The 24,996-nt window shown below is 67.6% G+C and carries 25 protein-coding genes and 1 pseudogene; 16 read left to right on the top strand and 10 right to left on the bottom strand.

All coding sequences use genetic code 11. From position 1 onward, the window contains the following. Positions 1-35 precede the first annotated feature (35 nt). Positions 36-254, top strand: coding sequence for a CDGSH iron-sulfur domain-containing protein (locus BVI061214_RS06615; protein WP_003048053.1), 219 nt, complete (start codon positions 36-38; stop codon positions 252-254). Here BVI061214_RS06615 and BVI061214_RS06610 read toward each other — a convergent pair. The 5 genes from BVI061214_RS06610 to BVI061214_RS06590 form a co-directional block, all read right to left on the bottom strand. Next, positions 228-1,160 carry a restriction endonuclease subunit S domain-containing protein gene (locus BVI061214_RS06610; protein WP_053767738.1) on the bottom strand — a complete coding sequence of 311 codons (933 nt, stop codon included), beginning with the start codon at positions 1,158-1,160 and terminating at the stop codon, positions 228-230. The genes BVI061214_RS06615 and BVI061214_RS06610 overlap by 27 nt on opposite strands. After that, positions 1,085-2,152, bottom strand: coding sequence for a hypothetical protein (locus tag BVI061214_RS06605; protein WP_156303233.1), 1,068 nt, complete (start codon positions 2,150-2,152; stop codon positions 1,085-1,087). The genes BVI061214_RS06610 and BVI061214_RS06605 overlap by 76 nt, the downstream gene beginning before the upstream one ends. A gap of 14 nt (positions 2,153-2,166) precedes the next feature. Continuing rightward, positions 2,167-2,772 carry an N-6 DNA methylase gene (locus BVI061214_RS06600; RefSeq protein WP_053767736.1) on the bottom strand — a complete coding sequence of 202 codons (606 nt, stop codon included), beginning with the start codon at positions 2,770-2,772 and terminating at the stop codon, positions 2,167-2,169. Next, positions 2,763-3,098 carry a hypothetical protein gene (locus BVI061214_RS06595; RefSeq protein WP_156303232.1) on the bottom strand — a complete coding sequence of 112 codons (336 nt, stop codon included), beginning with the start codon at positions 3,096-3,098 and terminating at the stop codon, positions 2,763-2,765. The genes BVI061214_RS06600 and BVI061214_RS06595 overlap by 10 nt, the downstream gene beginning before the upstream one ends. A 360-nt stretch (positions 3,099-3,458) precedes the next feature. Then, on the bottom strand, positions 3,459-4,532 hold the full coding sequence (locus tag BVI061214_RS06590; protein ID WP_053768606.1) for a radical SAM protein: 1,074 nt from the start codon (positions 4,530-4,532) through the stop codon (positions 3,459-3,461). Between the two features lie 18 nt (positions 4,533-4,550). Between BVI061214_RS06590 and BVI061214_RS06585 the strand changes: the two genes are divergently transcribed. From BVI061214_RS06585 to wecB, 5 genes are read left to right on the top strand one after another with little or no spacing between them, the layout of a single operon-like run. Next, positions 4,551-5,393, top strand: coding sequence for a phosphotransferase family protein (locus BVI061214_RS06585; RefSeq protein ID WP_053767734.1), 843 nt, complete (start codon positions 4,551-4,553; stop codon positions 5,391-5,393). Between the two features lie 10 nt (positions 5,394-5,403). Further along, a complete protein-coding gene (gene upp, locus BVI061214_RS06580) occupies positions 5,404-6,030 on the top strand; it encodes a uracil phosphoribosyltransferase (RefSeq protein ID WP_003048045.1) in 627 nt (208 codons plus the stop codon). Further along, the gene (locus BVI061214_RS06575) at positions 6,027-7,115 is read left to right on the top strand and encodes an MraY family glycosyltransferase (protein ID WP_053767733.1); all 1,089 of its coding nucleotides are present in this window, start codon (positions 6,027-6,029) and stop codon (positions 7,113-7,115) included. Before upp ends, BVI061214_RS06575 begins: the two co-directional genes overlap by 4 nt. Further along, positions 7,112-7,678 (top strand): Uma2 family endonuclease, encoded by a 567-nt coding sequence (locus tag BVI061214_RS06570; RefSeq protein WP_053767732.1) that lies wholly within the window; start codon positions 7,112-7,114, stop codon positions 7,676-7,678. Before BVI061214_RS06575 ends, BVI061214_RS06570 begins: the two co-directional genes overlap by 4 nt. Then, complete coding sequence (wecB, locus tag BVI061214_RS06565) at positions 7,675-8,793, top strand: non-hydrolyzing UDP-N-acetylglucosamine 2-epimerase (protein ID WP_053767731.1); 1,119 nt, start codon at positions 7,675-7,677, stop codon at positions 8,791-8,793. The genes BVI061214_RS06570 and wecB overlap by 4 nt, the downstream gene beginning before the upstream one ends. Here the strand turns inward: wecB and BVI061214_RS06560 are convergent. Beyond that, positions 8,768-9,964, bottom strand: a complete 1,197-nt coding sequence (locus BVI061214_RS06560; RefSeq protein ID WP_053767730.1) for an MFS transporter — start codon at positions 9,962-9,964, stop codon at positions 8,768-8,770. The two genes, wecB and BVI061214_RS06560, sit on opposite strands and share 26 nt — an antisense overlap. A 66-nt stretch (positions 9,965-10,030) precedes the next feature. Between BVI061214_RS06560 and BVI061214_RS06555 the strand changes: the two genes are divergently transcribed. Genes BVI061214_RS06555 through BVI061214_RS06535 form a run of 5 tightly spaced genes read left to right on the top strand, consistent with a single transcriptional unit; the run spans position 10,031 to position 15,793 of the window. After that, positions 10,031-11,143 carry a site-2 protease family protein gene (locus BVI061214_RS06555; protein ID WP_053767729.1) on the top strand — a complete coding sequence of 371 codons (1,113 nt, stop codon included), beginning with the start codon at positions 10,031-10,033 and terminating at the stop codon, positions 11,141-11,143. 32 nt (positions 11,144-11,175) lie between these two features. Further along, entirely contained in the window at positions 11,176-12,165 is a 990-nt protein-coding gene (locus tag BVI061214_RS06550) for a TAXI family TRAP transporter solute-binding subunit (RefSeq protein ID WP_003048032.1), read from the top strand. A gap of 60 nt (positions 12,166-12,225) precedes the next feature. Next, on the top strand, positions 12,226-14,370 hold the full coding sequence (locus BVI061214_RS06545; protein WP_053767728.1) for a TRAP transporter permease: 2,145 nt from the start codon (positions 12,226-12,228) through the stop codon (positions 14,368-14,370). Between the two features lie 25 nt (positions 14,371-14,395). After that, the gene (locus BVI061214_RS06540) at positions 14,396-15,373 is read left to right on the top strand and encodes a TAXI family TRAP transporter solute-binding subunit (RefSeq protein WP_053767727.1); all 978 of its coding nucleotides are present in this window, start codon (positions 14,396-14,398) and stop codon (positions 15,371-15,373) included. After that, entirely contained in the window at positions 15,374-15,793 is a 420-nt protein-coding gene (locus tag BVI061214_RS06535; RefSeq protein WP_211256780.1) for a hypothetical protein, read from the top strand. Here BVI061214_RS06535 and BVI061214_RS06530 read toward each other — a convergent pair. Together BVI061214_RS06530 and purU are read right to left on the bottom strand one after the other, a co-directional pair. Then, positions 15,790-16,973, bottom strand: a pseudogene (locus tag BVI061214_RS06530) (S1C family serine protease). The gene BVI061214_RS06535 and the pseudogene BVI061214_RS06530 sit on opposite strands and share 4 nt — an antisense overlap. 47 nt (positions 16,974-17,020) lie before the next feature. Further along, on the bottom strand, positions 17,021-17,878 hold the full coding sequence (purU, locus tag BVI061214_RS06525) for a formyltetrahydrofolate deformylase (RefSeq protein ID WP_053767726.1): 858 nt from the start codon (positions 17,876-17,878) through the stop codon (positions 17,021-17,023). Positions 17,879-17,897: 19 nt separating this feature from the next. Here purU and rraA point away from each other — a divergent pair, with 19 nt between their 5' ends. Beyond that, positions 17,898-18,392, top strand: a complete 495-nt coding sequence (gene rraA, locus BVI061214_RS06520; RefSeq protein ID WP_053768604.1) for a ribonuclease E activity regulator RraA — start codon at positions 17,898-17,900, stop codon at positions 18,390-18,392. Here rraA and mutL read toward each other — a convergent pair. Both mutL and mutS read right to left on the bottom strand, forming a co-directional pair. Then, positions 18,301-19,899 (bottom strand): DNA mismatch repair endonuclease MutL, encoded by a 1,599-nt coding sequence (gene mutL / locus BVI061214_RS06515; RefSeq protein ID WP_053767725.1) that lies wholly within the window; start codon positions 19,897-19,899, stop codon positions 18,301-18,303. The genes rraA and mutL overlap by 92 nt on opposite strands. Continuing rightward, positions 19,896-22,331 carry a DNA mismatch repair protein MutS gene (gene mutS / locus BVI061214_RS06510; protein WP_053767724.1) on the bottom strand — a complete coding sequence of 812 codons (2,436 nt, stop codon included), beginning with the start codon at positions 22,329-22,331 and terminating at the stop codon, positions 19,896-19,898. The genes mutL and mutS overlap by 4 nt, the downstream gene beginning before the upstream one ends. A 164-nt stretch (positions 22,332-22,495) precedes the next feature. Here mutS and BVI061214_RS06505 point away from each other — a divergent pair, with 164 nt between their 5' ends. From BVI061214_RS06505 to BVI061214_RS06495, 4 genes are all read left to right on the top strand, one after another. Continuing rightward, the gene (locus BVI061214_RS06505; RefSeq protein ID WP_053767723.1) at positions 22,496-23,719 is read left to right on the top strand and encodes a sulfite oxidase; all 1,224 of its coding nucleotides are present in this window, start codon (positions 22,496-22,498) and stop codon (positions 23,717-23,719) included. Positions 23,720-23,803: 84 nt separating this feature from the next. After that, positions 23,804-24,319, top strand: a complete 516-nt coding sequence (locus tag BVI061214_RS12545; protein WP_346179654.1) for a c-type cytochrome — start codon at positions 23,804-23,806, stop codon at positions 24,317-24,319. Then, positions 24,319-24,498 carry a hypothetical protein gene (locus tag BVI061214_RS14100; protein WP_346179653.1) on the top strand — a complete coding sequence of 60 codons (180 nt, stop codon included), beginning with the start codon at positions 24,319-24,321 and terminating at the stop codon, positions 24,496-24,498. Before BVI061214_RS12545 ends, BVI061214_RS14100 begins: the two co-directional genes overlap by 1 nt. After that, positions 24,495-24,938, top strand: coding sequence for an MOSC domain-containing protein (locus BVI061214_RS06495; RefSeq protein ID WP_003048013.1), 444 nt, complete (start codon positions 24,495-24,497; stop codon positions 24,936-24,938). Before BVI061214_RS14100 ends, BVI061214_RS06495 begins: the two co-directional genes overlap by 4 nt. Positions 24,939-24,996: the final 58 nt, after the last annotated feature.

Below are 24,996 nucleotides of genomic sequence, written 5' to 3'. Positions count from 1 at the left end.
TTGACGCTTGGCTCTTCACCCTTGACCATACCCCTATGCGCCTGCGGTTTCGGGAGAACGGGCCCTACGTGCTGGACCTGCCGGAAGGGACTACCTTCCGGTGGAACGGGAAGGAGATGCGCCTGGAAAAGGCCAAGCTGGCCCTCTGCCGTTGCGGGGGCTCTGGGAACAAGCCCTTCTGCGACGGGAGCCACAAGGAGCTGGGCTTTCAGGGGGAGGCGGGAGAACTAGAATCCTTTCAAGCTAAGCCGTAGGAGCTCCCGGTCCACCTGACCAAACCGGAAGGTAGCCAACACCCGGGCGAACTGGCACCGGGTCAGGTGGAAAACCTCGCGTGCGATAAGAGCCTCCAGCTCAGCCCGATCCGCCCGATTTTGAGCCAAGGACGCTTCCACCTTTTTTGCTAACGCCACCACCCGGGCCTTTAGCCCAGGGTCAGGCATGGGAATGGGAAGCTCCCGCAAGAAGAAAATGTTGACGTGGCTGGTGGTCCTAAGCCGAAGGTAGTAGTCCAGGACAAAGCTGTTGAAGAGGGCCAAGAGGTAGAGGAACTCCTCTTCCGGCACCACCTCCTGGTCCACCTCCTCCTCCCCTACCCGGTAACGGTAGGGGCGAACGTAGTTCAGGGTATTGCCCAGGAAGACCCCTGCCGGCACTCGGGCGGCGATGAGCGTGCGCTCGTTGGTGGAGCTGGCCACATCGCGCCACACCAGGCGGGGAAGCTGGTGGGGAAGCCGCCAAGCCCCCCGGCGGAACTGCTCTTCCGCCTTGGCCAGCTGGTCCCTCACAAAGGCCTTGGCCTCCTTGGCCCCAAGCCCCTTCCGCTTCGCCAGCTCCTGGTAATGCCCCTTCAGGCGAGCAAGCTCTCGGCGCAGGAGCTCCTCGTACCCCTCCGAGGGGTCCACCCCATACCGGGGCGGTTCAAAGCGGGGGTTGTACTGGTGCACGCTCTTCCCCTCCAAAAGGGAGGGCAGGCTAGAGGAAGCCTCGCGAAAGAGCCTCTTATCGTTAGTCATGTGGAAGTCGGTGCCAAACTCATACCCCAACTCCCCTAGAAGCGGGTGGGTTCCGCGGATGGCGCTAGCTAAGGGGATGTCGCCATGATAGCGGAACTCCACCAGCCCCTTGGCCCAGGGAGAGAAGCGCTCCAGGGTGTCCAAGGGATAGGGAAAGTGCCGATTCCACTCTTCCTCCTTCCGGATGTAGAAGCGGGCGGGAAAGGTGCCTTGGGACGGCTGGTCCATCCGGAAGGCCAGAAGATCAAACTTGAACTGAGGATGGACATCCGCGAACCAGCGCTTGCCCCGGTTCTCAAAGCTAAAGAGGGATCCCCTTGGCCCATAAGGGGGTAGCGCTCCTTGAGAAAGCCAGCGTACATCCGCCTGCTCTCTTGGTAAGCCTCCCAGCCCTCGCGGAAGCCCTGATCCTTCAGGGCCTCCTGGAAGCGCCTCTCAAACTCCTTGTCGTCCAAGGCGAACTTACTGAAGTCCTCCCCGAAAAACTGGGGAAAGCGGGCGGCGTACTCCTTCTTGAAGGGCTTGACGTTCTCCCAGGGGGGTTCCACGTGGGCCCCGGGGTTGGGGAGAGGCTCTCCCTCCGGGTCAAAGAAGAGCCAAAAGAACTCCAGCTCCAAAAAGGTCCCGTCGCCCAAGTTCAGGTCTTTGTTCAGGTCTTTCCGAAGCTGGTCCTTTAGCGCCAAGGCCTCCTCTAGAGGAGCGTGATCTAAAGGGTTTCGGAGGTAAGCCTCCCTTAAGCTCCAGAGCCTCTTCAGATCGGCGCTTCGGGGCGCGAGGGCTTTCAAAACCTCCCCACGGGGCGGGGAGAGGAGGGTGTCCCCATGGATCAGGTTGAGGCGGAGGTCGGGCAGGGCGTGGCCCACCTGCCCCAGGTTGGTGTAGCGGAAAGCCTTGGGAGCCAACTTGATGGCCTCCTTCCAGAGGTTGACCCGGGCCACGTCTAGCGCCCTGGTGTCCAAGTCCACGGCCACCAGGTGGCGCAGGATGAGCCTGGAGAGAACCTTAGGGTCCGGCCAAAGGCCAGAAAACCCCAGGATATCCCTCACCTTTAGGACGGCCTCTCTGGCCCGGGCCTGGGCCGGGGGAAGGAAGAGGCCCTCCTGGAGCTCCAAAGCCCAGCGGGTTCTCTCTTCCAAATAAGCGTAGACCTCTACCACTTCGCGGAGGATTTTGACCAGGAAGCTTCCCGACCCGCCGCCGGGTCCAAGAAGGCCACCTGGGTGAGGTCCCGGGCCCTAGCCTCCGCCTCGTCATAGCGCTCTTCCCCAAGGGCGCGGTCCAGTTCCCGAGCTCGGGGCCAAAGGGTTTCCTCCACCGCCATCTTGGCCATGAGGGCGGTGAGGCTGGAGGGGGTGTAATAAATCCCGCCCTCCTTCCGCCCCTGGGCCAGGAAGGTTTCGTACGCTTTGCCGAAAACATCCTCGTCTATAGCCCGGTAGTTGTAGTGGAGGAGGCCTTGGCCGAAGGTGGCCTGCCAAGCTCCGAAGCCTAGGATCTCCTCCATCGCTAGGAGGAAATCCTCCAGATTCTTAGGGTCCTGTTCCAGGTGCTCCAAAAAACTATCCTGAAAAAGTTCCGTATCGTAAAAGGCGTAGAACCATTCATCCACCCCCCGCAAAAAGGCTTCAGCCACCTTAGCGGTGCCCTTGGGGCCCCAGAGGCGCCGGGCCTCCTCGTACTTATCTCGGAGGAAGCGGAAGGGAATGAGAGCGTGGTCCTCGAGGGTTTGGGCAAAGACGAACTTGTTTAGCAGCAAACCCGCTTCTCCGCCTTCTCCGGTTCGGAAAGCCCCTCGCGGAAGCGAACCTCAGTTAGCCGGGCGTACCAGCGCTTGAGGTCCTCATAAAAGCGGCGGTCCAAGCCATGCCGAGGCGTCCGGTCCTCTATCCGCCTGAGAGCTTCCCAGGGATCGGCCACCTGCCTGATTTCCCGGTAGAGATCGGCAAACTCCCCCCTGGCAAAGGGCTCAAATCTGACCAGGGCTTCCCGGTTGAAAAGGGCATACTCTACCAGGTTGGTGAGGACCACGTACTCGTAGTCCCGGAGGTAGTCCTTGACCTGGTTGCGCCCGCTGCTTTCCATGGAGCTAAGGTCACGCAAGTGCCAGTCCAAGTCTCTGGAAACAATCTTTTTCTGTCTTTTATCCCAAACCAAGGGGGGCTTTAGCTCTATGGCCACGGGGTTTCCCGACGCTCCTCGGATAAGGTAGTCCACCCAGCCGTCGCCTGCCTGCATTTGGCCGCTCCAAGCGACGCGGGCCTCTTTTTGCAAGAGCTCCACTAAAGGAAGCCATATCTTCTCGGTGAGGGCGGTTTCCGGTTTGGTGGAGGGCAAAACAGCCAGGTAGTCTTTCCCTTCCTCACTGAGGGGAGGCTCACCGCGAAGGAGCCTCCTGATGTCTTCCAGTAGAATCTCTGGAGTAGAGGGTCCCACGAACACACTCTAATACACGAACTCCCGGATGTCGTACCGGGCCGCCTTTAGCCCCATCTTGCGGATGGCCTCCGCCCATAGGGCAAGCTCCGCCTCCACGTCCGGCAAAGGCTCCAGGCCCAAAGCGGCGTAGGGGGTGCCCGGGGTTTCCTGGAAGGGAGAGAGGTAGACCAGGTCCCCCCGACCCAGGGGAAGCCCGGCGAGAAGCGAGAGGCTCTCCTCCCGGTGGGCCTTTTCGTAGGTCCTCCCCCCCGCCCCCACCATGAGGATCAGGCCCAGGGCCAACCCCGCCTCCTTCAGGGCCCGGGCCAGGGGAAGGAGCTCCTTGGGGTGGCCGGGCTTCCCCAAAAGGGCGAGGAGGGGGGCGTGGCCCGTCTCCAGGCCGATGTAGACCCTGCGGAGGCCCAGGCCGAAAAGCCTCGTCCACCAGGAGGCCTCCTTCTTAAGCCCCGTGAAGAGGTCCAGAAAGCCCAAGACCGGCTCCCCGGGGAGGCGCGCCCCCACGGCCTCCAGAAGGGGAATGAGGGGCTCGGAGAGGGCCAGGGCGTTGCCGTCCGCCAGGAAGACCCCGCGCCTTAGAAGCCGCCCCCGGCCCAGGAGGTCCAAGACGGCCTCCACGTGGGCTAAAAACTCCTCCTCGCTCCGCTTCCTGAAAGGACGGTCCTGGTAGAAGGCGCAGAAGGTGCAGCGGTTCCAGGTGCACCCGGTGGTGGCCTGGAGGACGACGGAGAGGTAGGCGTCCGGGGGCAGGATGCTTACGGGCCAGGCGTAGGCCCTCTGGTAAGGGGTGGGGTCCAGGAGGGCCTCGGGGGTCCAGCGGAGGATCTCCCGCCGCCTCTTTTCGTCCCGAAGGTGGCGCCGGGCCAGGTCCAGGATCTCCTCGTAGAGGGCCAGGGCCTCCTCCGGCGAAAGCCGCCTCCGCTTTCTCTCCCCTTCCCGGTAGCGGAGGTGGAGGCTTCCGTCCAGGGCCCGCTTGTAGGTGAGCCCCTGGCGGAAGTAGTGGTAGGGCCGCCCCTCCCGGTCAAAGGAGAGGACCCTGTCCCCCAGGGAAAGAAGGGTGGCCTCCTGGCGGAGAAGTTCCACAGGGCTAGAATAAACCCCGTGGCCGTGGCCGCCCTCAAGGGCCTCCTCCCCCAAGAAGGCTTCGCCCGCCTCACGCCCTTGGGGGGGTTTGAGGCCCGGGTGTATACGGACGGCGAGCGGGTCTACAAGGTGTACGGGCGGGAAGAGGCCCACCTGGCAGCCCTCGAGGCCAAGCGCATGGCCCGGGCCGGCCTGGGAAGCCTGGTCCTGGGGGTGGTGGAGGTGGAGGGCCAGGGGGTCCTGGTGACCCGGCGCTTTCCCGGCAGGCCCTTCTCCCCCGAGGCCTTCACGCCCAAGACCCTCGCCGCCTTGTCCCACCTCTTCCTCTCCCTCCACCGCCTGCCCGAGCCCGGGGTGGTGAGCCGGGAAGAGCTTCTGGAGCGGCTTGAGCGCTTCGCCGAAAGCCTCTTTTCCGTCCCCGAGGCCTTGGACCTGGTGAAGGCCCTGAAGAAGGAGGTGGCGCTGGCCGCCGGAGTGGAGCGCCGCTTCTGCCACCGGGACGCCTGGGCGGGCAACCTCCTCCTGAAGGAGCCCGGGGCGGAGGGCCTGGAGGTCATCCTGGTGGACTGGGTGCGCTCCGGTGGGGACGACCCGGCCCGGGACCTGGCCCTCCTTAAGACGGGAAGCCTGGACCTCCTGGGGGAGGCCAAAGCCCGGGAGGCCCTCCTCCGCCTGGGCCGCCTCTACCCCAAGGAGGTGCGGGAGCGCCTGGGGTTCTACGTCCCCCTCACCTACCTCCACGACCTCCACTGGTTCAGGAGCAAGAAGCCCGAGGAGTTCCCCGAGGCCCTAAAGGAAAAGCTTCCCAAGGCCCTCAGCTTCTTCCAGGACTGCTTTCCCCGGAAGGGGAAGGCGTGTTAGGCTTCTTGGGATGAAGATCACCCTGGTGGACCACCCCCTGGTCCAGCACAAGCTGGCCCACCTCCGGGACAAGCGCACCGGCCCCAAGGACTTCCGGGAGCTGGCCGAGGAGCTTTCCCTCCTCATGGCCTACGAGGCCATGCGGGACCTGGAGCTCACCGAGGCCACCGTGGAAACCCCCGTGGCCCCCGCCCGGGTCAAGGTGCTCTCGGGCAAGAAGCTGGCCCTGGTGGCCATCCTGCGGGCCGGCCTGGTCATGGTGGAGGGCATCCTCAAGCTGGTCCCCCACGCCCGGGTGGGGCACATCGGCCTCTACCGGGACCCCGAGTCCCTAAAGCCCGTCCAGTACTACGCCAAGCTCCCACCCGACATCGCCGAAAGGCGGGTCTTCCTCCTGGACCCCATGCTGGCCACCGGGGGAAGCGCCAGCCACGCCCTCTCCCTCCTCAAGGAAAAGGGGGCCACCGGCATCAAGCTCATGTGCATCATCGCCGCCCCGGAGGGCCTGGAGCGCATCGCCCGGGACCACCCCGACACCGAGGTGGTGGTGGCCGCCATTGACGAGCGCCTGAACCAGCACGGCTACATCGTCCCCGGCCTGGGCGATGCCGGGGACCGCATCTACGGGACCAAATGAGCGAGGTCCTTAAACGCATCGGCGTCGCCGAGCCCACGGGCGGGGGCTGGCTCACGGTGGTCTTCGTCTTCCTGGTGGCCCTCTTCTTCACCTGGCGCTTCATCCCCCATGTGCGCCGCTTCGCCCTCAAAGTGGGCTGGGCCGACCTGCCCAACGAGCGGCGCCTGAACCGCGAACCCCTTCCCAACGCCGGGGGGCTCGCCCTGTACGCCGGCGTGGTCCTGGCCCTGGTGGCGGCGGCCTTCCTCCGGCCCATCCTGGTGGAGGGGGTCCTCATCCAGGTCCTGGCCATCCTCCTGGGAGGGGCCTGGCTGGTGCTGGTGGGCTTCGTGGACGACCAGTTCGGCCTTCCCCCCCTCTTCCGCCTCTTCGTCCAGACCCTGGCGGCCCTCCTCCTCATGGCGGTGGGCATCCGCTTTGAGGCCGCCTTCGGCACGCCTTTGGACCCCGCCTTGGGCCTCTTCCTCACCTGGCTCTGGGTGGTGGGCATCACCAACGCCCTGAACCTCATGGACGGGTTGGACGGCCTGGCGGGCGGCGTGGCCTACGTGAGCGCCATGAGCCTCCTCTTCGTCTCCGCCCAGTTCCCCTACTGGGCGGCGGGGACGCTGGTCCTCGCCGCCCTGGCGGGGGCCGCTTTGGGCTTCCTCAGGCACAACCTCCACCCAAGCCGCATCATCCTGGGGGACGCCGGGGCCTACTTCCTGGGCTACACCCTGGCGGCCACCGCCCTTCTGGGCAACCTGAAGCTCACCACCCTCCTGGGCCTCCTGCCCCCCGCCCTCTTCCTCCTCCTGCCCATCCTGGACACCACCCAGGTGGTGGTGCGGAGGCTCTTGAGGGGCCAGAACCCCCTCTCCACCCCCGGCAAGGACCACATCCACCACCGCCTCCTGGCCCGGGGGCTTTCCCAGAGGCGGGTGGCCTTCCTCCTCTGGGGCCTGGCCCTCCTCTTCAACCTGCTGGCCATGGCCTACCTGAGGATGCCCTGGGAGGCCATCCTGGCCAGCTTCCTGGCCACGGCCCTGGGCCTGGCCTGGGTCACCTACCGGAGGCTCCGAGCCCTTCTGCGGGAAGTAGAATGAGGGCCGTGGTCAAGCGGAGGCCCTTCACCACCGAGGAGTACCACCGCCTCCTTCAGGCCGGCATCCTGCGCGAGGACGACCGGGTGGAACTCATTGAGGGGGAGATCCTGGAGATGAGCCCCATCGGCAGCCGACACGCCGCCGCGGTCAAGCGGCTAAACCACCTCTTCCACGAGTTGCTGAAGGGTAAGGCCCTCCTCGGGGTCCAGGACCTCGTCCGCCTTGGCCCCTACTCCGAACCCCAGCCGGACCTAACGCTTCTTAGGCCCAGGCCCGACTTCTACGGAGAGTCTCACCCGGGGCCGGAGGACGTGCTCCTCCTGGTGGAGGTCATGGACACCTCCCAGGCCTACGACCGGGAGGTGAAGCTTCCCCTTTACGCCAAGGCGGGGATCCCCGAGGTCTGGCTTGTGGACCTCGAGGCCCACCGCCTGGAGGTCTACCGGAAGCCCACGCCGGAAGGCTTCGCCGAGGCCCAGGTCCTGGGCCCTGAGGAAACGGTAGCCCCCCTCCACTTCCCCGAAGCCCGCCTCCCCGTGGCCCTCATCCTGGGGGTCGCATGAAGCGGGTGGTCCTGGCCTTCGGCACCCGGCCCGAGGCCACCAAAATGGCCCCGGTCTACCTGGCCCTGAAGGCGATCCCTTACATCAAGCCCCTGGTCCTCCTCACCGGCCAGCACCGGGAGCAGCTAAGGCAGGCCCTAAGCCTCTTCGGCATCCAAGAGGACCGCAACCTGGACGTGATGCAGGAGCGCCAGGCCCTCCCCGACCTGGCGGCCCGCATCCTGCCCCAGGCGGCCAGGGCCTTGAAGGAGATGGGGGCCGACTACGTCCTGGTCCACGGGGACACCCTCACCACCTTCGCCGTGGCCTGGGCGGCCTTCCTCGAGGGCCTGCCCGTGGGCCACGTGGAGGCGGGCCTCAGGAGCCACAACCTCAAAGAGCCTTTCCCCGAGGAGGCCAACCGCCGCCTCACCGACGCCCTCACCGACCTGGACTTCGCCCCCACCCCCCTGGCCAAAGCGAACCTCCTGAGGGAAGGGAAGCGGGAAGAGGGCATCCTGGTCACGGGGCAGACCGGGGTGGACGCCGTGCTGCTGGCGGCCAGGCTGGGCAGGTTTCCCGAAGGCCTTCCCCCCGGGCCCTACGTCACCGTCACCATGCACCGCCGGGAGAACTGGCCCCTCCTCCCCGAGCTAGCCCGGGCCCTCAAAAAGGTGGCCGAGGCCTTCCCCGAGATCACCTTCGTCTACCCCGTGCACCTGAACCCCGTGGTGCGGGAGGCCGTCTTCCCGGTCCTGAAGGGGGTGAGGAACTTCGTCCTCCTGGACCCTCTGGACTACGGCCCCATGGCCGCCCTCATGAAGGCGAGCCTCCTTCTGGTCACCGACTCCGGGGGCCTACAGGAGGAGGGGGCCGCCCTGGGCGTGCCCGTGGTGGTCCTGAGGAACGTCACCGAGCGGCCCGAGGGGCTTCAGGCGGGCATCCTCAAGCTGGCGGGCACCGACCCCGAAGGGGTCTATAGCGTGGTCAAGGGTCTCCTGGAAAACCCCGAGGAGCTTGAGCGCATGCGCCGGGCCAAAAACCCCTACGGCGACGGCCAGGCGGGGGTGCGGGTGGCCCGGGGCGTGGCCTGGCGGCTGGGCCTCGGCCCTAGGCCGGAGGACTGGACACCTTAGGCCAGGGCCTCGCCTGGTAAAGGCCCACCAAAAGGACCGCCCCTCCCAGGACCAAAGCGGCCCACCGCCCCCCCAGGACTTCAAAGAGGAGGCCCGTCAGGTAGGCCCCGAGGGGCCCCGTGCCCAGCATGACCAGGCTGTAGACGGCCATGACCCGGCCCCGGAGGCGGTCGGGCACGGAAAGCTGCACCAGGGTGTTGGCGTTGATGAGGACCGAGATCATGCCAAACCCCCCTAGGGCCAGGAAGAGGGGCACCAGGGCGGGGTGGGCCAGGAAGAGGCCCATGTGGGCCAGGGCCAGGGCCAAGACCCCAAGGAGGAGCCTCCCCGGCTTGGGCCTGCCGGTGAAGGCCATGACCAAGGCCGCCGCCAGGGCCCCAAGCCCCACGCTGGACACCAAAAAGCCGTAGCCCGTGGCCGAGAGGCCCAGGACCAGCCTGGCGTAGGCGGGCACCAGGGTCTGGAAGTTCATCCCCAAGAGGCTGGCGAAGAGGACCAGGCCCACCACCCGCCGCACCAGGGGGTGGGCCAGGACAAACCCCACCCCTTCCTGGGCCTCCCGCCACCAGCGCCCATCCCCGTCCTCCCCTCGAGGCCCTGGGGGCAGGCGGAGGAGCACCAGAAGGAGGGGCAAAAAGGAGAGGGCGTTGGCCAGATAGGCGACCCCTACGCCGAAGAGGGAGATGAGGAGGCCGGAAAGGGCAGGTCCCAGGAGGCGGCTTAGGTTGAAGCCAAAGGAGTTTAGGGCGATGGCCCCGGGGTAGCGCTCCCTGCCCGCCAGCTCCACGGTGAAGCTCTGGCGAACGGGCAGGTCCATGGCGTTCAGGGCCCCGTAGAGGAAGGCGAAGGCGAGGACGTGCCCGTAGCGCACCTGCCCCGTGAGGATGAGGAGGGCCATGAGAAGGGCCAGGAGCATCATCCCCCCTTGGGTGAGGAGGAGGAGGTTGCGCTTGGGGTAGCGGTCCGCCAGGACCCCGGCGGGTAGGGAGAAGAGGAGGGCGGGCAGGAACTGGAAGGCCACCACCAGGCCCAGCCGCTCGGCGCTTCCCGTGAGGAGGAGGACCAGCCAGCCCTGGGCGGCGGCCTGCATCCAGGTGCCCATCTGGGAGGTGAAGAGGGCGAGCCAGTAGGCCCGGTACCGGGGGTCCTTTAGGACGGCCAGGGCCAGCACCCCCCTAGCTTACGACTGACCGACCAGTCATTACCAGACCGACCCCGGGTGGACCTATACTGAGGCATGCTCCAACGCGGCCTTCCCCTCTTCCGCCTCCTGGGCATCCCCGTCCACTTGGACCTGACCTTTCTCCTGGTTCTACCCCTTCTCGCCCTCCTCATCGGCGGCAACCTGCCCCTTTACCTGGAACTCTTTGACCTGCCCCAAGACCCTGGCCTCCTCCAGGGCCCCTGGCCCTTCCTCCTGGGCCTTGTGGCCGCCCTAGGCCTCTTCCTCTCCGTGCTCCTCCACGAACTGGGCCATGCCCTGGCCGCCCAGCGCCTAGGAATCCGCACCCAGCGGATCACCCTCTGGCTCTTGGGCGGGGTGGCGCAACTGGAAAGGATCCCCAGGGAGCCCAAAAAGGAGCTCTTCATCGCCCTCGCCGGGCCCTTGGTGAGCTTCGCCCTGGCCCTCCTTTTCCGGCTTCTTCGCCAGGAGGCGGGGGCCTTGGGCTTCCTCACCCACTACCTGGCCCTGGTGAACCTGGTCCTGGGGCTTTTCAACCTCCTCCCCGCCCTGCCCCTGGACGGGGGGCGGGTCTACCGGGCCCTCCTGGCCCTGCGCCACGCCTACACCCGGGCCACGCAAAAGGCCATGGGGATGAGCCAGGCGGTGGCGGTGGCCCTGGGGCTTTTCGGGCTTATGGTCTTCAACCCCTTCCTGGTCCTCATGGCCTTCTTCGTCTACATGGCCTCCCGGGCCGAGGCCGAGGCCACCCTCCTGGCCCAGGCCCTCGAGGGCCTGAAGGTGAGGGACCTCATGAGCCCGAACCCCATCGCCATTCCCAAAGACCTCCCGGTGGAGGAGCTCCTCCGGCTCGCCCTGGCCCACCGGGTCTCCGGCTTTCCCGTGGTGGAGGAGGGGCGGGTTTTGGGGGTGGTGGGCCTCGAGGGCCTGGAGGGGGCGGACCCCAGGGCCCCCGTGGGCCGCTACGTGCAGGAGCCTTTGGCCCTCTCCCCCGAGGACTCGGCCCTGAGGGCCCTGGAGCGCATGGGGGAGCGGGGCTACGCCCGGGCCTTGGTCATGGAGGGGGATACCCTCCTGGGCGTCCTCAGCAAGACCGACCTCCTCCGGGCCTTCCAGGTGCGCCTCCTGGGGCTTACCTCCCTTGACAAGGAAGGAGGGCCAGGGTAGGGTATGGGCGCAAAAGCATGCGGGAGGTGAGCATGAAGCGAGCCCTTATCGTCCTCGGACTTCTGGCCCTGGGCCTGGCGCTGGCCCAGAAGCCCAAGGTGGTCATCGGCACCGGGAGCACCGGCGGGGTCTTCTTCTACTACGGCACCGCCTTGGCCGACATCTGGAACAAGGCGGGGGTCGTGGAGGCCCAGCCCGTCCAGACGGGTGGCTCCTACGACAACCTCCTCCTCCTCCGGGACCGCACGGACCCCAGGGCGGGCACCTACTACTGCGCCCTCACCACCACGGACTCCGCCTACGTGGCCTTCACGGGAGAGGAGCCCCGCTTCAAGGCCAAGCCCGCCAAGGACCAGCGGGTCCTCTTCTACATGTACCCCTCCTTCATCCACTTGGTGACCAGCGAGAAAAGCGGCATCAAGGTGGTCCAGGACCTGAAGGGCAAGCGGGTATCCACGGGCCAACCCGGTTCCAGCACCGAGAACCTGGCCCTCCTCTTGCTCCAGGCGGCGGGCGTGAAGCCGGAGAGCTTCGCCAAGCGGGAGCGCCTGCCCGTGGCCGAGGCGGCCAAGGCCCTTTCCGAGGGCACCCTGGACGCCTTCTTCTGGGTGGGCGGCCTGCCCACGGGCTCCATCGTGGAGCTCTCCCAGAGCCTGGCCCGCAAGGGGGACCGGATCTACCTGGTGCCCATTGACCCCAAGAGCACCACCGCCCAGGTGGCCCTTAAGCGCTTCCCCGGGCTCCTGGACACCACGGTGGTCCCCAAGAGCGTCTACAACACCCGCACCGACGTGCCCGGGCTGAACACGGGGAACGTCCTGGTCTGCCCGGAAAGCCTGCCTAAGGAGGTGGCCTACGGGATGATGAAGGCCACCTTTGAGAACCTGCAGACCCTGAGGAGCGCGGTGGCCGCCGCCAGGGACACCTCCGTAGCCAACACCGCCAAGCTCTTCGGCCGGTTCATCGTCCCCTTCCACCCCGGGGCCGAGGAGTACCTCAAAGAGGTGGGGGCCATCCGCTAAGGATTAGGCCCTCTTGAGGCCCGGGCGGAAGCCCCGGGCCCTTTTTGGAGGAGGTGCGCGATGGCGGAAGTCCACGCTTCCCTTCCCCCAAGCCCCCTGGGACGGCTCGCCCGCCTGGTCCTGATCCTGGGGTCCCTCTACAGCCTCTACCTGGTCCTCCACCCCTTTACCCCCCTGGCCAAGGCTGAGATCCCCCTTCTGGACATCGTCCAGCTACAGCGGAGCACCCACGTCCTCTTCCTCCTCCTCGGGGCTTACCTGGTGAGCTTCTTCGCCCCGCCCAGGAAGGCTACCCTGGGCTCTTGGGTCTTCCTGGCCTTCAGCCTCATCCCCCTCCATAGCTTTCTCTTCCCCAGGCCCCCCGCCATGGAACTGCCCCTCGAGGTCCGCCTCTTCGGCCTCCTGGTCTGGGCGGTGGCGGTCCTGCCGGCGGTGGTCCCCAGGCTCCAGCGCCCCACGGCCCTCCTAGGAGCCCTCCTCGCCGTCCTGCCCACCTGGTACCAGGCCCGCTACTTTGAGGAGTTGGTCTACCGGGCGGTGATCCCCGCGGCCTGGGACGCGGGGATGAGCCTCGCCCTCATCCTCCTCCTCCTGGGGGTGGTCTACCGCCTCCTGGGGCCGGTGATGCCGGTTCTGGTCCTCTTCTTTTTCAGCTACAACCTCCACGCCCAGGTCTTTCCCGGAGCCTTCCGGGGCGCCCCCCAGCCCATAGACCTCCTCCTGGGCAAGAGCTTCAACGAGACGGAGGCGGGGATCTACGGCCTCATCACCGGGGTCTCGGCCAAGTACCTGGTCTACTTCACCCTCCTCTCCGGGATGATCACCGCCTTGGGCCTGGGGCGGGTGGTGGCCAACATGGCCCTGGCCCTGGTGGGGAAAAGCCCCGCCACCCCCGGCCGGGTCACGGGGCTGGCGGGCACCTTCATGGGGATGTTCTCGGGCTCGGGGGCCGCCGACACCCAGTTCGTGGCCGCCCTGACCAAGCCCCTCTACGAGCGAGCGGGCTACGACCGCCTCACCGCCGCCGGCATCGCCGCCACCGCCGGCACCATCGCCCTCATCATGCCCCCCATCATGGGAAGCATCGCCTTCATCATGGTGGAGATCTTGGAAATCCCCTACCTCAAGGTGATGGCCATGGCCATCGGGCCCGCCCTCCTCTACCTCCTCTCCATCATGGCCTTCAACGAGTTCTACGCCCGCAAGGCGGGCCTGCCCGCGGTGGCCCCCGAGTTAGGCATGAGCCGCCGCGCCTACGCCCTCCGCTACAGCCCCATCTTCCTGCCCATCCTCCTCATCGTGGTCCTCCTCTACCTGGGCTACGAGGTGCGCACCGCCGCCAGCCTGGCCCTGTTGGGCTTCATCCTCTTGGCCTACCTGGACCCCACCCTGAGGCCCCAGGGGATCGGGCCCATCTTCCGGGGCCTCGAGGCGGGCTTCCGCTCCCTCCTGCCCATCGGCACCGCGGTGACCTCCGCCAACCTCATCTTCTCCATGATGGTCATCTCCGGCCTGCCCTCCAAGTTCAGCCAGCTTTTGCAGCAGGTCTCCGGAGAAAGCCTCCTTCTCGCCACCCTGATCACCGCCCTCTTCAGCCTGGTCCTGGGCATGGGGGTCCCCCCCACGGCCACCTACGTCCTCACCTCGGCCCTCACCGCCCCCGCCATCATCGCCCTGGCGGCCCAGAACTTCGCCGCCTACGGCCTGGACCCCAAGATGGCCCAGATCGCCGCGGTCTACGCCACCCACATGTTCCTCTTCTACTACGCCGTCCTGGCGGACGTAACCCCTCCTGTGGCCCTCTCCGCCTACGCCGCCGCCAGCGTCTTCGGCACCCACCCCCTGCCCACCGGGGTTTACGCCGCCCGGGTGGCCCTTTCCAAGTACCTGATCGGCTTCTTCTTCCTCCTCACCTACACGGGCACGGGCCTCCTCATCCTGCCGGTTCTGGAGACCCTGCCCCCCGATAAGGCCTGGCCCATCATCCTGGAGCGCTTCCTCTCCGTGGCCGTGGGCATCATCTACCTCTCCGCCTCCACCGCCGGCTACACCCGGAGGCCCCTAAGCCGCCCCGAAAGCTGGGCCCTGGGCCTCATCGCCCTCCTCCTCTTCATCCCCCAGGCCTCCCTAAACCTCCTGGGCTTCCTCCTGGGCCTGCCCTTCTTCCTCAAGAGGGGCTTGACGGGGCTTGGGCGGAGGGCATAAGTTGAGCGGGAAAGGAGGGTAAAGGATGCTGCGAGCCTTGGTGGTCTTCTTGGTCCTCTTTGGTTTCGGCCTAGCCCAAAAACCCCGGGTGGTCATCGCCACGGGGGGGGTGGGCGGGGTCTACTTCTACTACGGCACCACCCTGGCGGAGATCTGGAACAAGGCGGGGGTGGCCGAGGCCCAGGCCATCCAAACCGCCGCCTCCATAGATAACCTCCTCCTCCTGGAAAACCGCACCGGGGGCGGCACCTACTACTGCGCCACCGTCCTCCCCGACTCCGCCTACCTGGCCTACACCGGGGGGCACGAGCGCTTCAAGGAAAAGCCCGCCAGAAGCGTGCGCATCCTCTTCGCCATGTACCCCAACTTCCTGCACGTGGTCACCCGGGAAGGGGCAGGGATCCGGGTCCTCCAGGACCTGAAGGGCAAGCGGGTCTCCACCGGAGCCCCAGGCTCGGGCACGGAGGTGGAGGCCCTTTTGGTCCTCCAGGCGGCGGGGCTTTCCCCCAAGGACTTCGCCAAGCAGGAGCGCCTGGGAGCCCAGGAGAGCGCCAACGCCCTCTCCGAGGGCACCATAGACGCCTTCTTCTGGTCGGGCGGCCTGCCCACGGGGGCCATCACCGAGCTTGCCGCCTCCCTGGCCCGCAAGGGGCAGAGGCTTTACCTGGTGCCCATTGACCCCAAGAGCACCGTGGCCCAGGCCTTCCAGAGGCGCTTCCCCGGCCTGGCGGGGACGGGGGTGATCCCCAAGAGCGTCTACAACACCCGCTCCGACACCCCCACCCTCGCCTTCTGGAACCTTTTCGTCTGCCACGCAAGCCTCCCCGAGGAAGCGGCCTACGCCCTCACCAAGGCCACTTTTGAGAACCTCCCGGGCCTGCGCCAGGCGGTGGCCGCCGCCAGGGACACTACCCTGGAGAACGCTGTGCGCTTCGTAGGCGGCACCATCCCCTACCACGAGGGGGCTTTGCGCTACTTCCGCGAGGCGGGAGTCCTCAAGTAGGTGAAGGTCCTAAGGTGGGAAAGCCCTCTGGCCCGGCTCCTCGGGAGCTGGGCCTTTTGGCTTCTCCTCCTGGCCCTCTCCCTGGTGCGGGTGGTGGAGGTGGAGGGCGGAGGCCAAAGGGCCTACCGGGTCCTCCTCCCCTTTCAGGAGATCCGGGTGGAGTTCTTGAACTCCGTGACGGGGAGGCCCGTCCTCCTGGAGTTCCGCCCCCTCTTCCGCTTCCAGGGCTTCAGGGCCTACACCGACCCCGAGACCGAGGCCTACTACACGGGGGGAACCTACCCCTGGAACCAGGCCCTGGCCAAGGAGCGAAGGCGGGCGCTCCTTTACTGCTCCGAGCTGGGTCTGGCGGTCAGGGTGGGGGGGCAGTGGTTTCGGGCGGAAGGTGGGTGCCTGGGCCTCCGCCTCCTCTACCCCTAGCGGAGCACCTGGGGGACCACCCGGACGGTGAAGGGCCGACCCTGGCGCCAGACCTCGAGGCTCACCGCCTCCCCCGGCTTCTTGGCGTAGAGGACCCGCCGGAGCCCGGCGATGGAGGTAAGGGGCACGCCGTCCGCCTTGAGGAGGACGTCCCCGTCCACCCCCACCTGCAGGGTCTCCCCGGTGGGGAGCTGGATGTAGGCGAAGCGGCTGGGAGGCCGTAGCCCCGCCCGTTGGGCGGGGCTATCCCGCTCCACCTCCTGGACCATGAGGCCGGTCTCGGGAAGGCCGTACTGCCTCCTCAGGCTCTCCGGATAGACCGAGAGGGGGATCAGGGAGACCCCTAGGCGGGGGCGGCTCCGGATGATCTCCGCCGCCGTCAGGGTCTTGCCCGCCTTGAGGTCGGGCAGGTACTGCTTGACCAGGTTGATGGGCAGGGCGAAGCCCACCCCGGCGAACTGGGCCGCCCCGAACTGGCCCGTGGGGGTGAAGATGGCGGTGTTGACGCCGATCACCTCACCCCGGGAGTTGAGGAGAGGCCCGCCGGAGTTCCCGGGGTTGATGGCGGCGTCGGTCTGGATCACCCGGGGCACCAGGCCGGATTCATCCCCGATGGCCCCGGGGTTCTCCCGGATGGCGGAGACGATGCCCTGGGTCACGGTGAACTCCAGCCCAAAGGGGTTCCCCATGGCAATCGCCTTCTGCCCCACCCGGATCCGGTCGGAGTCCCCCAGGACCAAGGGGACCAGCTTCTCCCTGGGGGCGTCCACCTTGAGGAGGGCCACGTCCAGGGGCGGGGCTGCCCCCACCAGCCGAGCCCGGTACTCCTTGGGGTCGTTGTGGAACTTGACGGTGATGCGGCTCGCCCCCTCCACCACGTGGTAGTTGGTGAGGATGTGGCGCCCTGCTGGGGCGGGACCTGGAGGAAGGGAGCGAAGAACTCAAAACCCGGAGGGAGCTGGACGCTTTGCGGCCGGGTGACCACGGAGACGTAGACCACTCCGTCCCCGTAGCGCTCCACGATCTCCACGGTGTTCCGCTCGTACTCCAAAAGCCCCTGGTCCCCCGCGGGCGCCGGGGCGGGGGCCCGGCCCTGCCCGTTGGAAAGCCCCCACCAAAGCACCGCCCCCGCCAGGGCGGAGAGGGCAAGGAAGCCTACAAAGGAACGGCCAAGGTTCATGGCGCACCTCCCAAGCCCCAACCTACCCCCTGCCGGTTAGGGCGGGATTAGACGAAGACCACGGTCTTGTTGCCCTGGACCAGGATCCGGTCCTCCAGGTGCCAGCGCACCGCCCGGGCCAGCACGGTGCGCTCCAGCTCCTGGCCAAGGCGCCTGAGCTCCTCCACCGAATGGCGGTGGGAGACCCGGGCCACGTCCTGCTCAATGATGGGCCCCTGGTCCAGCTCCTCGGTCACGTAGTGGGCCGTGGCCCCAATGAGCTTCACCCCCCGCTCGTAGGCCTGGCGGTAGGGGTTGGCCCCGGCGAAGGCGGGGAGGAAGGAGTGGTGGATGTTGATGATGCGCATGGGAAAGCGGGCCACGAAGGAGGGCGAGAGGATCTGCATGTAGCGGGCCAGGACCAAAAGCTCCACCCCCGCCTCCTCCAATAGGGCCAGAATCCTCCCCTCAGCCTCCTCTTTCCGCTCCCTTTCCACGGGCACGTGATGGTAGGGGATGCCAAAGCGCTCCACCTCCTCCTGGTGGTCGGGGTGGTTGGAGACCACCAGGCGGAGGTCCATGGGAAGCTCCCCCACCCGGTAGCGCCATAGGAGCTCCAAGAGGGCGTGGGCGGGCTTGGAGACCAAAATGGCGGTTCGCTTCCTCTCCGAGGCGAAGGCCAGCCGCCAGGCCATGCCGAAGCGCTCGGCCACCACCTCCTGAAAGGCCCTCTCCAGGGCGGGGCGGGCCAGGTCCAGGTGGGAGGCGGTGAAGGCCACCCGCATGAAGAAGGTGCCCCCTTCGGGATCCGTGGAGTGTTGCTGTAAATCGGTGATGTTGGCCCCGTGGGCGTAGAGGAAGCCCGTCACGGCGGCCACGATCCCGGGCCGGTCCGGGCAGGTGATGAGAAGGCGGGCCTCTTCCATCTTTGGGTACTATACCGCCATGGAGCTTTCCACCGCAGACCTCATGGACCTCTACCCCAAGGCCCTTCTCCTCAGGCCCATCTTCCGGGACTTCGGCGGCAAGAGGCGCTTCTTTGGGCGGGTGCGCACCCTAAGGGTCTTTGAGGACAACGCCCTGGTGCGGAAGGTCCTGGAGGAGGATGGGCGGGGCCAGGTCCTGGTGGTGGACGGGGGCGGCTCTTTGCGCTCCGCCCTTCTGGGGGGCAACCTGGCCCGGCTGGCCCTGGAGCGGGACTGGAGCGGGGTGGTGGTCCACGGGGCGGTGCGGGACGCCGAGGAGCTAAAAGGCCTCCCCCTGGGGGTCAAGGCCCTGGCGGCCGTCCCCAGGAAGAGCGCCAAGGAGGGCCGGGGCCTGGTGGACGTGCCCGTGGCCTTCGCCGGGGCTAGGATCCTTCCCTCGTGGTTTCTCGTGGCGGATGAGGATGGGGTTCTTCTTTTGCCCGAGCCCCCGAGCGGCGGCCAAAGCGGCGGATGAGGTCCTCCTCCTTCAGGTGGAGGAGGACGGGGCGGCCGTGGGGGCAGACCCAGGGGGTCTCGCAAGCGAGGAGGGCGTCCAGGAGGGCCTGCCCCTCCGCCCGGGCCAGGGGGTGCCCCGCCTTGAGGGCGGGCAGGCAGGCCAGGCGGGCGAGAAGCCCCCTAAGGCTCCTCCCCTCCCCCTTAAGGGACTCCCGGAAGATCTCCGGCAGGAGGAGGGGGTAGGGGTGGAGGAAGGGCGGGGCCGAGAGGAGGCGGACCCGGCCCGGCCCAAAGGGCTCAAAGGCGAAGAGGGGGGAGGCCTCGGGAGGCTCTTCATCCAGCTCCACCAAAACGGGGTAAGGGAGGGGCTTTAAGCCCTCCTCCCTCAGGCGGGCCAGAAGTTCCTCAAAGAGGATGCGCTCGTGGGCGGCGTGCTGGTCCACGATGTAGAGGGCGTCCTCCGCCTCGGCCAGGAGGTAGCTCTCCCGGAACTGGCCCAGGTAGCGCAGGGGGGGCAGGCCGGAAGGGGTGGGGGGCCTCAGGGCCGGGAGGGGCCGGGGCTCGGGCAGGGCCCGGGCCAGGTTCTGGCCCCGGAAGGCCTCCTCCAGGGCCTCTTCCAGGAAGGCCTCGGCCTCCTTGCTCAAGGCCACCTCCTCCTTCCTGGCATCCAGGCGCAGGCGGTAGGCGCCGGGGGGGAGGCTCAGGTTCAGGACGCCCACGGGGTAGTGCCCCTCGGGCAGAAGCTCCCGGTAGGCCCGGCGCACCGCCCTCAGGACCCCCTCGGGCAGGGCCACGGGCCTGCCGTTCACCGCGAGGAAAAGGAGGTCGGGCCGGGTGCGGGACACCTGGGGGCCGGAAAGGAGGCCCTCGAGGGCGAAGGCTCCGCCCTTTTCCAAGGGGAAAAGCCTCTCGGCCAGGAGGCCGCCGAAGGCCTGGCGGGCCGCCTCCTTGAGCCCGGCCCCGGGGAAGAGGAGCCGGGCCTCCCCCTCCAGGAAAAGGACCAGGGAGAGATGGGGATGGTGGAGGAGGTAGCGCTTGAGGAGGTCCAGGACCCCCCTGGCCTCGGCCTTGGGATCCCGCCCCTCCCCGGCGAAGAGGCCCAGGACCTCCACCCGGGTCCCCGGGGGGGCGGGGGCGGGCCTCAGCTCCACCCGCTCCCCCCGGGCCAGAAGAAGCCCCCCGCCCACCTGGCCCCGGGGCCGGGAGCGGATCTTAAGCGTGGCCGCCTGCCTCAGGGCGTAAAGCGCCTGGCCGCGGAAGCCCAGGGTGGCGATCCTCTCCAGGTCCTGGAGCTTACTGGTGGCGAAGGGCTCCACGGCCAGGGGAAGCTCCTCCAGGGGAATCCCCTCCCCGTCGTCCTCCACCACGATCCTTTCAAGCCCCCCGCCCCAAAGCTCCACCCGCACCCTCCTGGCCCCGGCGTCCAGGGCGTTTTCCAGAAGCTCCCGGACGGCGTCCTTGACGGAGAGGAGGACCTCTCCCCGGGCGAGAAGCCCCCTTAGCTCGGGGGGAAGGGGGCGGATCACCCCTTCATGGTATCCAAGGGGGCCCCCAGGGCCAAGGCCTTCAGCTCCTGGAGGAGGCGGAGGGCCTCGAGGGGGGTCAGGCGGTCGGGGTCCAGGGCGAGAAGCCGCTCCAAAACCGCGTCCAAAGCCCCTTCCCGCCTGGCGGCCATGGCCTGGAGGAGGGCCCTGGCCCGGGCCACCACCTCCTTGGGCAGGCCCGCCATGGCCGCCACCTCCACGCCGTAGCTCTTGGAGGCGGGGCCGGGGAGGACCTGGTGGTAGAAGACGAGCCCCCCCGCCTCCTCCCTGGCGGCCACGTGGAGGTTTTTCAGGCGGGGAAGGCCCAGGGCGGTCAGCTCAAAGTAGTGGGTGGCGAAGAGGGTGTAGGCCCGCCTTTCGTGGAGGGCCTCGGCCACCGCCGTGGCGATGGCCACCCCGTCCAGGCTGCTGGTGCCCCGGCCCACCTCGTCCAGGAGGACCAGGCTGTTCTCGGTGGCCTCCTTGAGGATCAGGGCCACCTCCTCCATCTCCACCATGAAGGTGCTCTTCCCCCCCGCCAGGTCGTCGGAGGCCCCGATGCGGGTGTAGATGCCGTCAAAGAGGGGAAGATGGGCCTCCTCGGCGGGCACGAAGCTCCCCACCTGGGCCAGGAGGGCGATGAGGGCCGTCTGGCGCAGAAAGGTGGACTTGCCCGCCATGTTGGGCCCGGTGATCAGGACCAGCTCGTGGGCCATCTCCAGGTCGTTGGGGACGAACTCCGTCCGCCTTTCCACCACGGGGTGGCGCCCGGCGCGGATCTGGAGGCGGTCGCCGAAGCGGGGCCTCACGTAGCCGTAGCGCACGGCCACCTCGGCCAAGGCGGCGTAGACGTCCAGCTCGGCCAGAATCCTGGCCGCCTCCCTGAGGGCCTCGGCCTGCCGCTTGGCCCTTTCCCGCACCTCCAGAAAGACCTCCTCCTCCCGGCGGCGGATCAGGGCCTCGAGGCGGTAGACCTCCCGCTCCTTCTCCTTCATCTCCGGCAGGGTGTAGCGCTGCCGGTCCTTGAGGGTCTGGACGGGGCGGTACTCCTTGGGCACCCTCTCGTAGTAGGGCCGGGTCACCTCCAGGTAGTAGCCGAAGACGGCGTTGTAGCCCACCTTGAGGGTGGGGATGCCCGTCCTCTCTCTTTCCCGCTCCTCAAGCTCCAGGAAGTAGGCCACCCCCTCCCGGTGGGCCGCCCTTAGGGCGTCCAGGTCCGGGTCGTACCCTTCCCGGATGAGCCCCCCCTCGGAGACCTTGAGGGGCGGGTCCTCCACCAAAGCGGCCTCCAGCTCCTCCTTGAGGGGGGAAAGGTCGGGAAGCCCTACCTCCTCGCCCAGAAGGGCCCGGAGCTCGGGGAGGATCTGGAGGCTCCGCCTGAGGGCACCCAGGTCCTTGGGGCTCGCCCGCCCTAGCTCCAGCCTGGTGGCCAAGCGCTCCAGGTCGGCGAGGCGGTAAAGGAGCCGCCTCACCCCCTCCCGCAAGGCCCCCTCCCGCACGAAGCCCTCCACCCGGTCAAGCCGCGCCTCCAAAGGGCCCCGGTCCAGAAGGGGGTGGCGGAGCCAGCTCTGGAGGAGCCTCCTGCCAGGGGCGGTCCTGGTCTCGTCCAGCACGGAGAAAAGCGTGTCCTGGCCCCGCAGGGGCTCAAAGACCTCTAGGGCCCTCAAGGTGGCCTCGGGCAGGCGCATGAAGGCCCCGGGGTCGTAGAAGCGGAAAGGCTGGAGGCTCAAGGCCCCTCCTTGGGTCCTTTGGGCGTAGGCCAGAAGGGCCCCCCGGGCCCGCCTTAGGGCCAAGGGGCCTTCCCCTTCCGGCTCAAAGGGGGCCTCGGAGAGCATGACGGGAAAGCGCTTCCTGAACTCATCCAGAAAGGCCCCGTTCTCCAGGAGCTCCGGGGCCAGGAGGACCTCGGCGGGCCGGTGGCGGAAGAGCTCGTCGTAAAGGGCGCTTTTGCTCTTGAGCACCGTCCCCTTGAACTCCCCCGTGGACACGTCCAGAAAGGCCAGGCCCCAACCATCCCCGGTGGCGATGGCCGCCAGGTAGTTGGCCTCCCGAGGGAGGAGGCTTTCCTGGAGGAGGGTTCCCGGGGTGAGGAGCTGGGTCACCTCCCGCCTGACCAGCCCTTCCGCCTCCTCGGCGGGCTCCACCTGGTCGGCCACCGCCAGGCGGAAGCCCATCTTGAGAAGCCTCTCGGCGTAGGCCTCAAAGGCCCTTAAGGGGATCCCCGCCATGGGGGTGGTGAAGTCCTTGCTGGTCTTGTGGGTGAGGACGAGACCCAGGGCGCGGGCCAGCCTCTCGGCGTCCTCCCCGAAGCACTCGTAGAAGTCCCCCACCTGGAAGAGGAGGAGGTAGTCGGGGTACTGGTCGCGAAGCTCCACGTACTGCTGGAGGAGGGGAGGAAGGGGCCCCGGGCCCTCGCCCTTCAGCATGCCTTCCATCTTAACGCGCCTCGAGGAAGGGATACCCCTTCTGCCTTTGGCACAGAGCCCCCCCCAAGGGGAGAATGTTTCCCCCGATACCCCACCCTTTACACGCAAGGGGTATGGATTTATAGTTAGGCCAATCGGACAAAGGGACAAATGTCCCCACCGAGGAGGTAGCTATGGAGAAGCTGGATAGGCGCACCACCTTGAAGCTCATGGGTATGGGGGCGGCCCTCCTGGCCGCCGGGTCCCGGGCCTTCGCTCAGCAGACCCTCACGGCCGACCAGCTGGTGAAGGGCAAGAACCCCAAGCTCATCGTCCTCTCCCAGCGCCCGGTGGTGTTGGAAACCCCCTACGATCTCCTGGTAAGCCAGCCGGAGAGGACCCCCAAGGAGATCCTCTACATCCGCAACAACGTGGACCTCCCCGGCTACAACACGGTGGAAGGGGCCAGCCTGGACGGATGGAAGGTGGAGGTGACGGGCCTCGTGGACAAGCCCTTCACCTTTGAGGCCAAGGAGCTCCTGGCCCTGCCCCAGAGCGAGGTCACCATGGTCCTCCAGTGCTCGGGGAACGGGCGCACCCTCTACAACCCCCGTCCCTCCGGCAACCCCTGGAAGCGGGGCGGGGTGGGCAACGTCACCTTCCGGGGGGTAAAGCTCAAGACCCTCTTGGAGAGGGAGGGGGTGAAGCTTTCGGAGAAGGCCCTCTACATCACAGCCCACGCCAGCCGGCAGGGTGGGGCTCCGGAGTTCGTCAGGAGCGTGCCCATCCACGCCCTGGAGAACGCCCTCCTGGCCCTCTCCATGAACGGGGAGCCCCTGCCCGCCGTCCACGGGGGGCCCGTGCGTCTGGTCTTCCCCGGCTACTTCGGGGTCAACAACGTGAAGTGGGTGGAGAAGATTGAGTTCGCCGAGGCGGAGAACGCCACCGCGGAGCAGATGCCCCGCTACCGGGTCCCCGCCATCCCCAACACCCACCTCCCCTTCCTGCCCCAGGAGCCGGGAAGCCGCTACCCCTACAGCTTCACCAACTCCCGCCCCAACTGGCTGGTCAACGTCAACAGCTTCATCTTCGCCCCCCTCGAGGGCCAGACGGTGGAAGGCCCCTACGTGCGGGTGGAGGGCGTGGCCTTCAACGACGGTATCGTCCCCATCGTGAGCGTGGAGGTCTCCACCAACGGGGGGCGCACCTGGCAGAAGGCGGAGCTGGCCACCCAGGGGAAGACCTTCAGCTGGGTCCGCTGGCGGGCCACCCTCTACCTCCGCCCCGGTAGCCACGAGGTCATGGCCCGGGCCTGGGACGCCGCCGGGCGGAGCCAGCCCCTGGACGGCAACCTGGCCTGGAACGAGCGGGGCTACGAGTGGAACGGGGTGATGGGGGTGAAGTTCACCGTGGCCTAAAGCTCCTCTCCCCTCCCCAGGCCCCGTCCTGGGGAGGGTATTTCAGGCCACACCCCCAATACCCCTTCCAGGTAAGCTGAAACCATGAGAAAAGCCTTCTACCTCTCGGCAACCGCCCTTCTGGGCGTGCTGGGCTATCTGGCCCTGGGGCAGTACACCTTACCCGAAGGGCCAGGCAAGGACCTGGTCCTGGCCAAGTGCCAGTCCTGCCACGAGATCGGCTTTGTGGCCCGGGAAAGGCTCTCCCGGGACCGCTGGGATGGGGTCATAGAGGAAATGGAGCTCAGGGGCCTCAAGCTCACCCAGGAGGAGCGGGCGGCCATCCTGGACTACCTGGCCACCTACCTGGGCCTCACCCCGCCCCCAGAGGCGCCCCCGGCCCCCACCGCCCAGGCCCCCAAGACCGGCGCCCAGGTCTACGCCACCTGCTCGGGGTGCCACGGCCCTCAAGGGGAAGGGAACCCGCCCAACTTTCCCCCGCTTAAGGGGCACGTGGAAACCCTGCTTAAGGCCAAAGGAGGCCGGGAGTACCTGGCCCTCGCCGTCCTCTTCGGAGTGGAGGGAAGATCACCGTCTTTGGGCAGACCTACGAGGGCCTGATGCCGGGCTTCGGCTGGCTTAGCGACGAGGAGATCGCCCTGGTGCTGAACCACCTAGCCTCCTGGGGCGCCCCCCAGGACTTCAAGCCCTACACCCCGGAGGAGGTGAGGGCCCTAAGGGCCAAGGAGCTCACCCCGGAGAAGGTCCTCGAGGCCCGCCAGGCCCTGAAGCTCCCATGACGGGCCGGGTCCTCTCCCTCCACCTGGGCACGGGCTTCGGGCTTCCCAAGCCCCAGGTAGAGGCCTTGGACCTTTTGGCGGGCTTTGGGGCCCTGGGGGACCGGCACGCCGGCAAGGACCCGAACCGGGCCCTCCTGGTGGCGGGGATCGCCGCCTACGAGAAGGCGAAGAGGGCGGGCATCCACCTCCCCTTCGGGGCCCTTGGGGAAAACCTCCTCCTGGACCTGGACCCCCACGGGCTTCCCCCCGGGGCCAGGCTCCGGGTGGGGGAAGCCCTTTTGGAGCTCACCCAGGTCTGCACCGTCTGCAACAGCCTCTCCCAGTTTGACCTGAGGCTCCCCAAGCTCCTCTACGGGGGCCGGGGCCTCTACGCCCGGGTCCTGGAGAGTGGAAGGGTGCGGGTGGGGGACCCGGTCCTGGTCCTGGTGGCAGCGGAATAGGGCCCCGGGGCCCATTCTTTAAGTAGAAACTTCCCCAGGAACCTTTTGCCGGGGCCCC

This window comes from Thermus aquaticus (genome assembly GCF_001280255.1).
Classification (GTDB): Bacteria; Deinococcota; Deinococci; order Deinococcales; family Thermaceae; genus Thermus; species Thermus aquaticus.
This window is presented reverse-complemented; position numbering and strand designations above follow the sequence as displayed.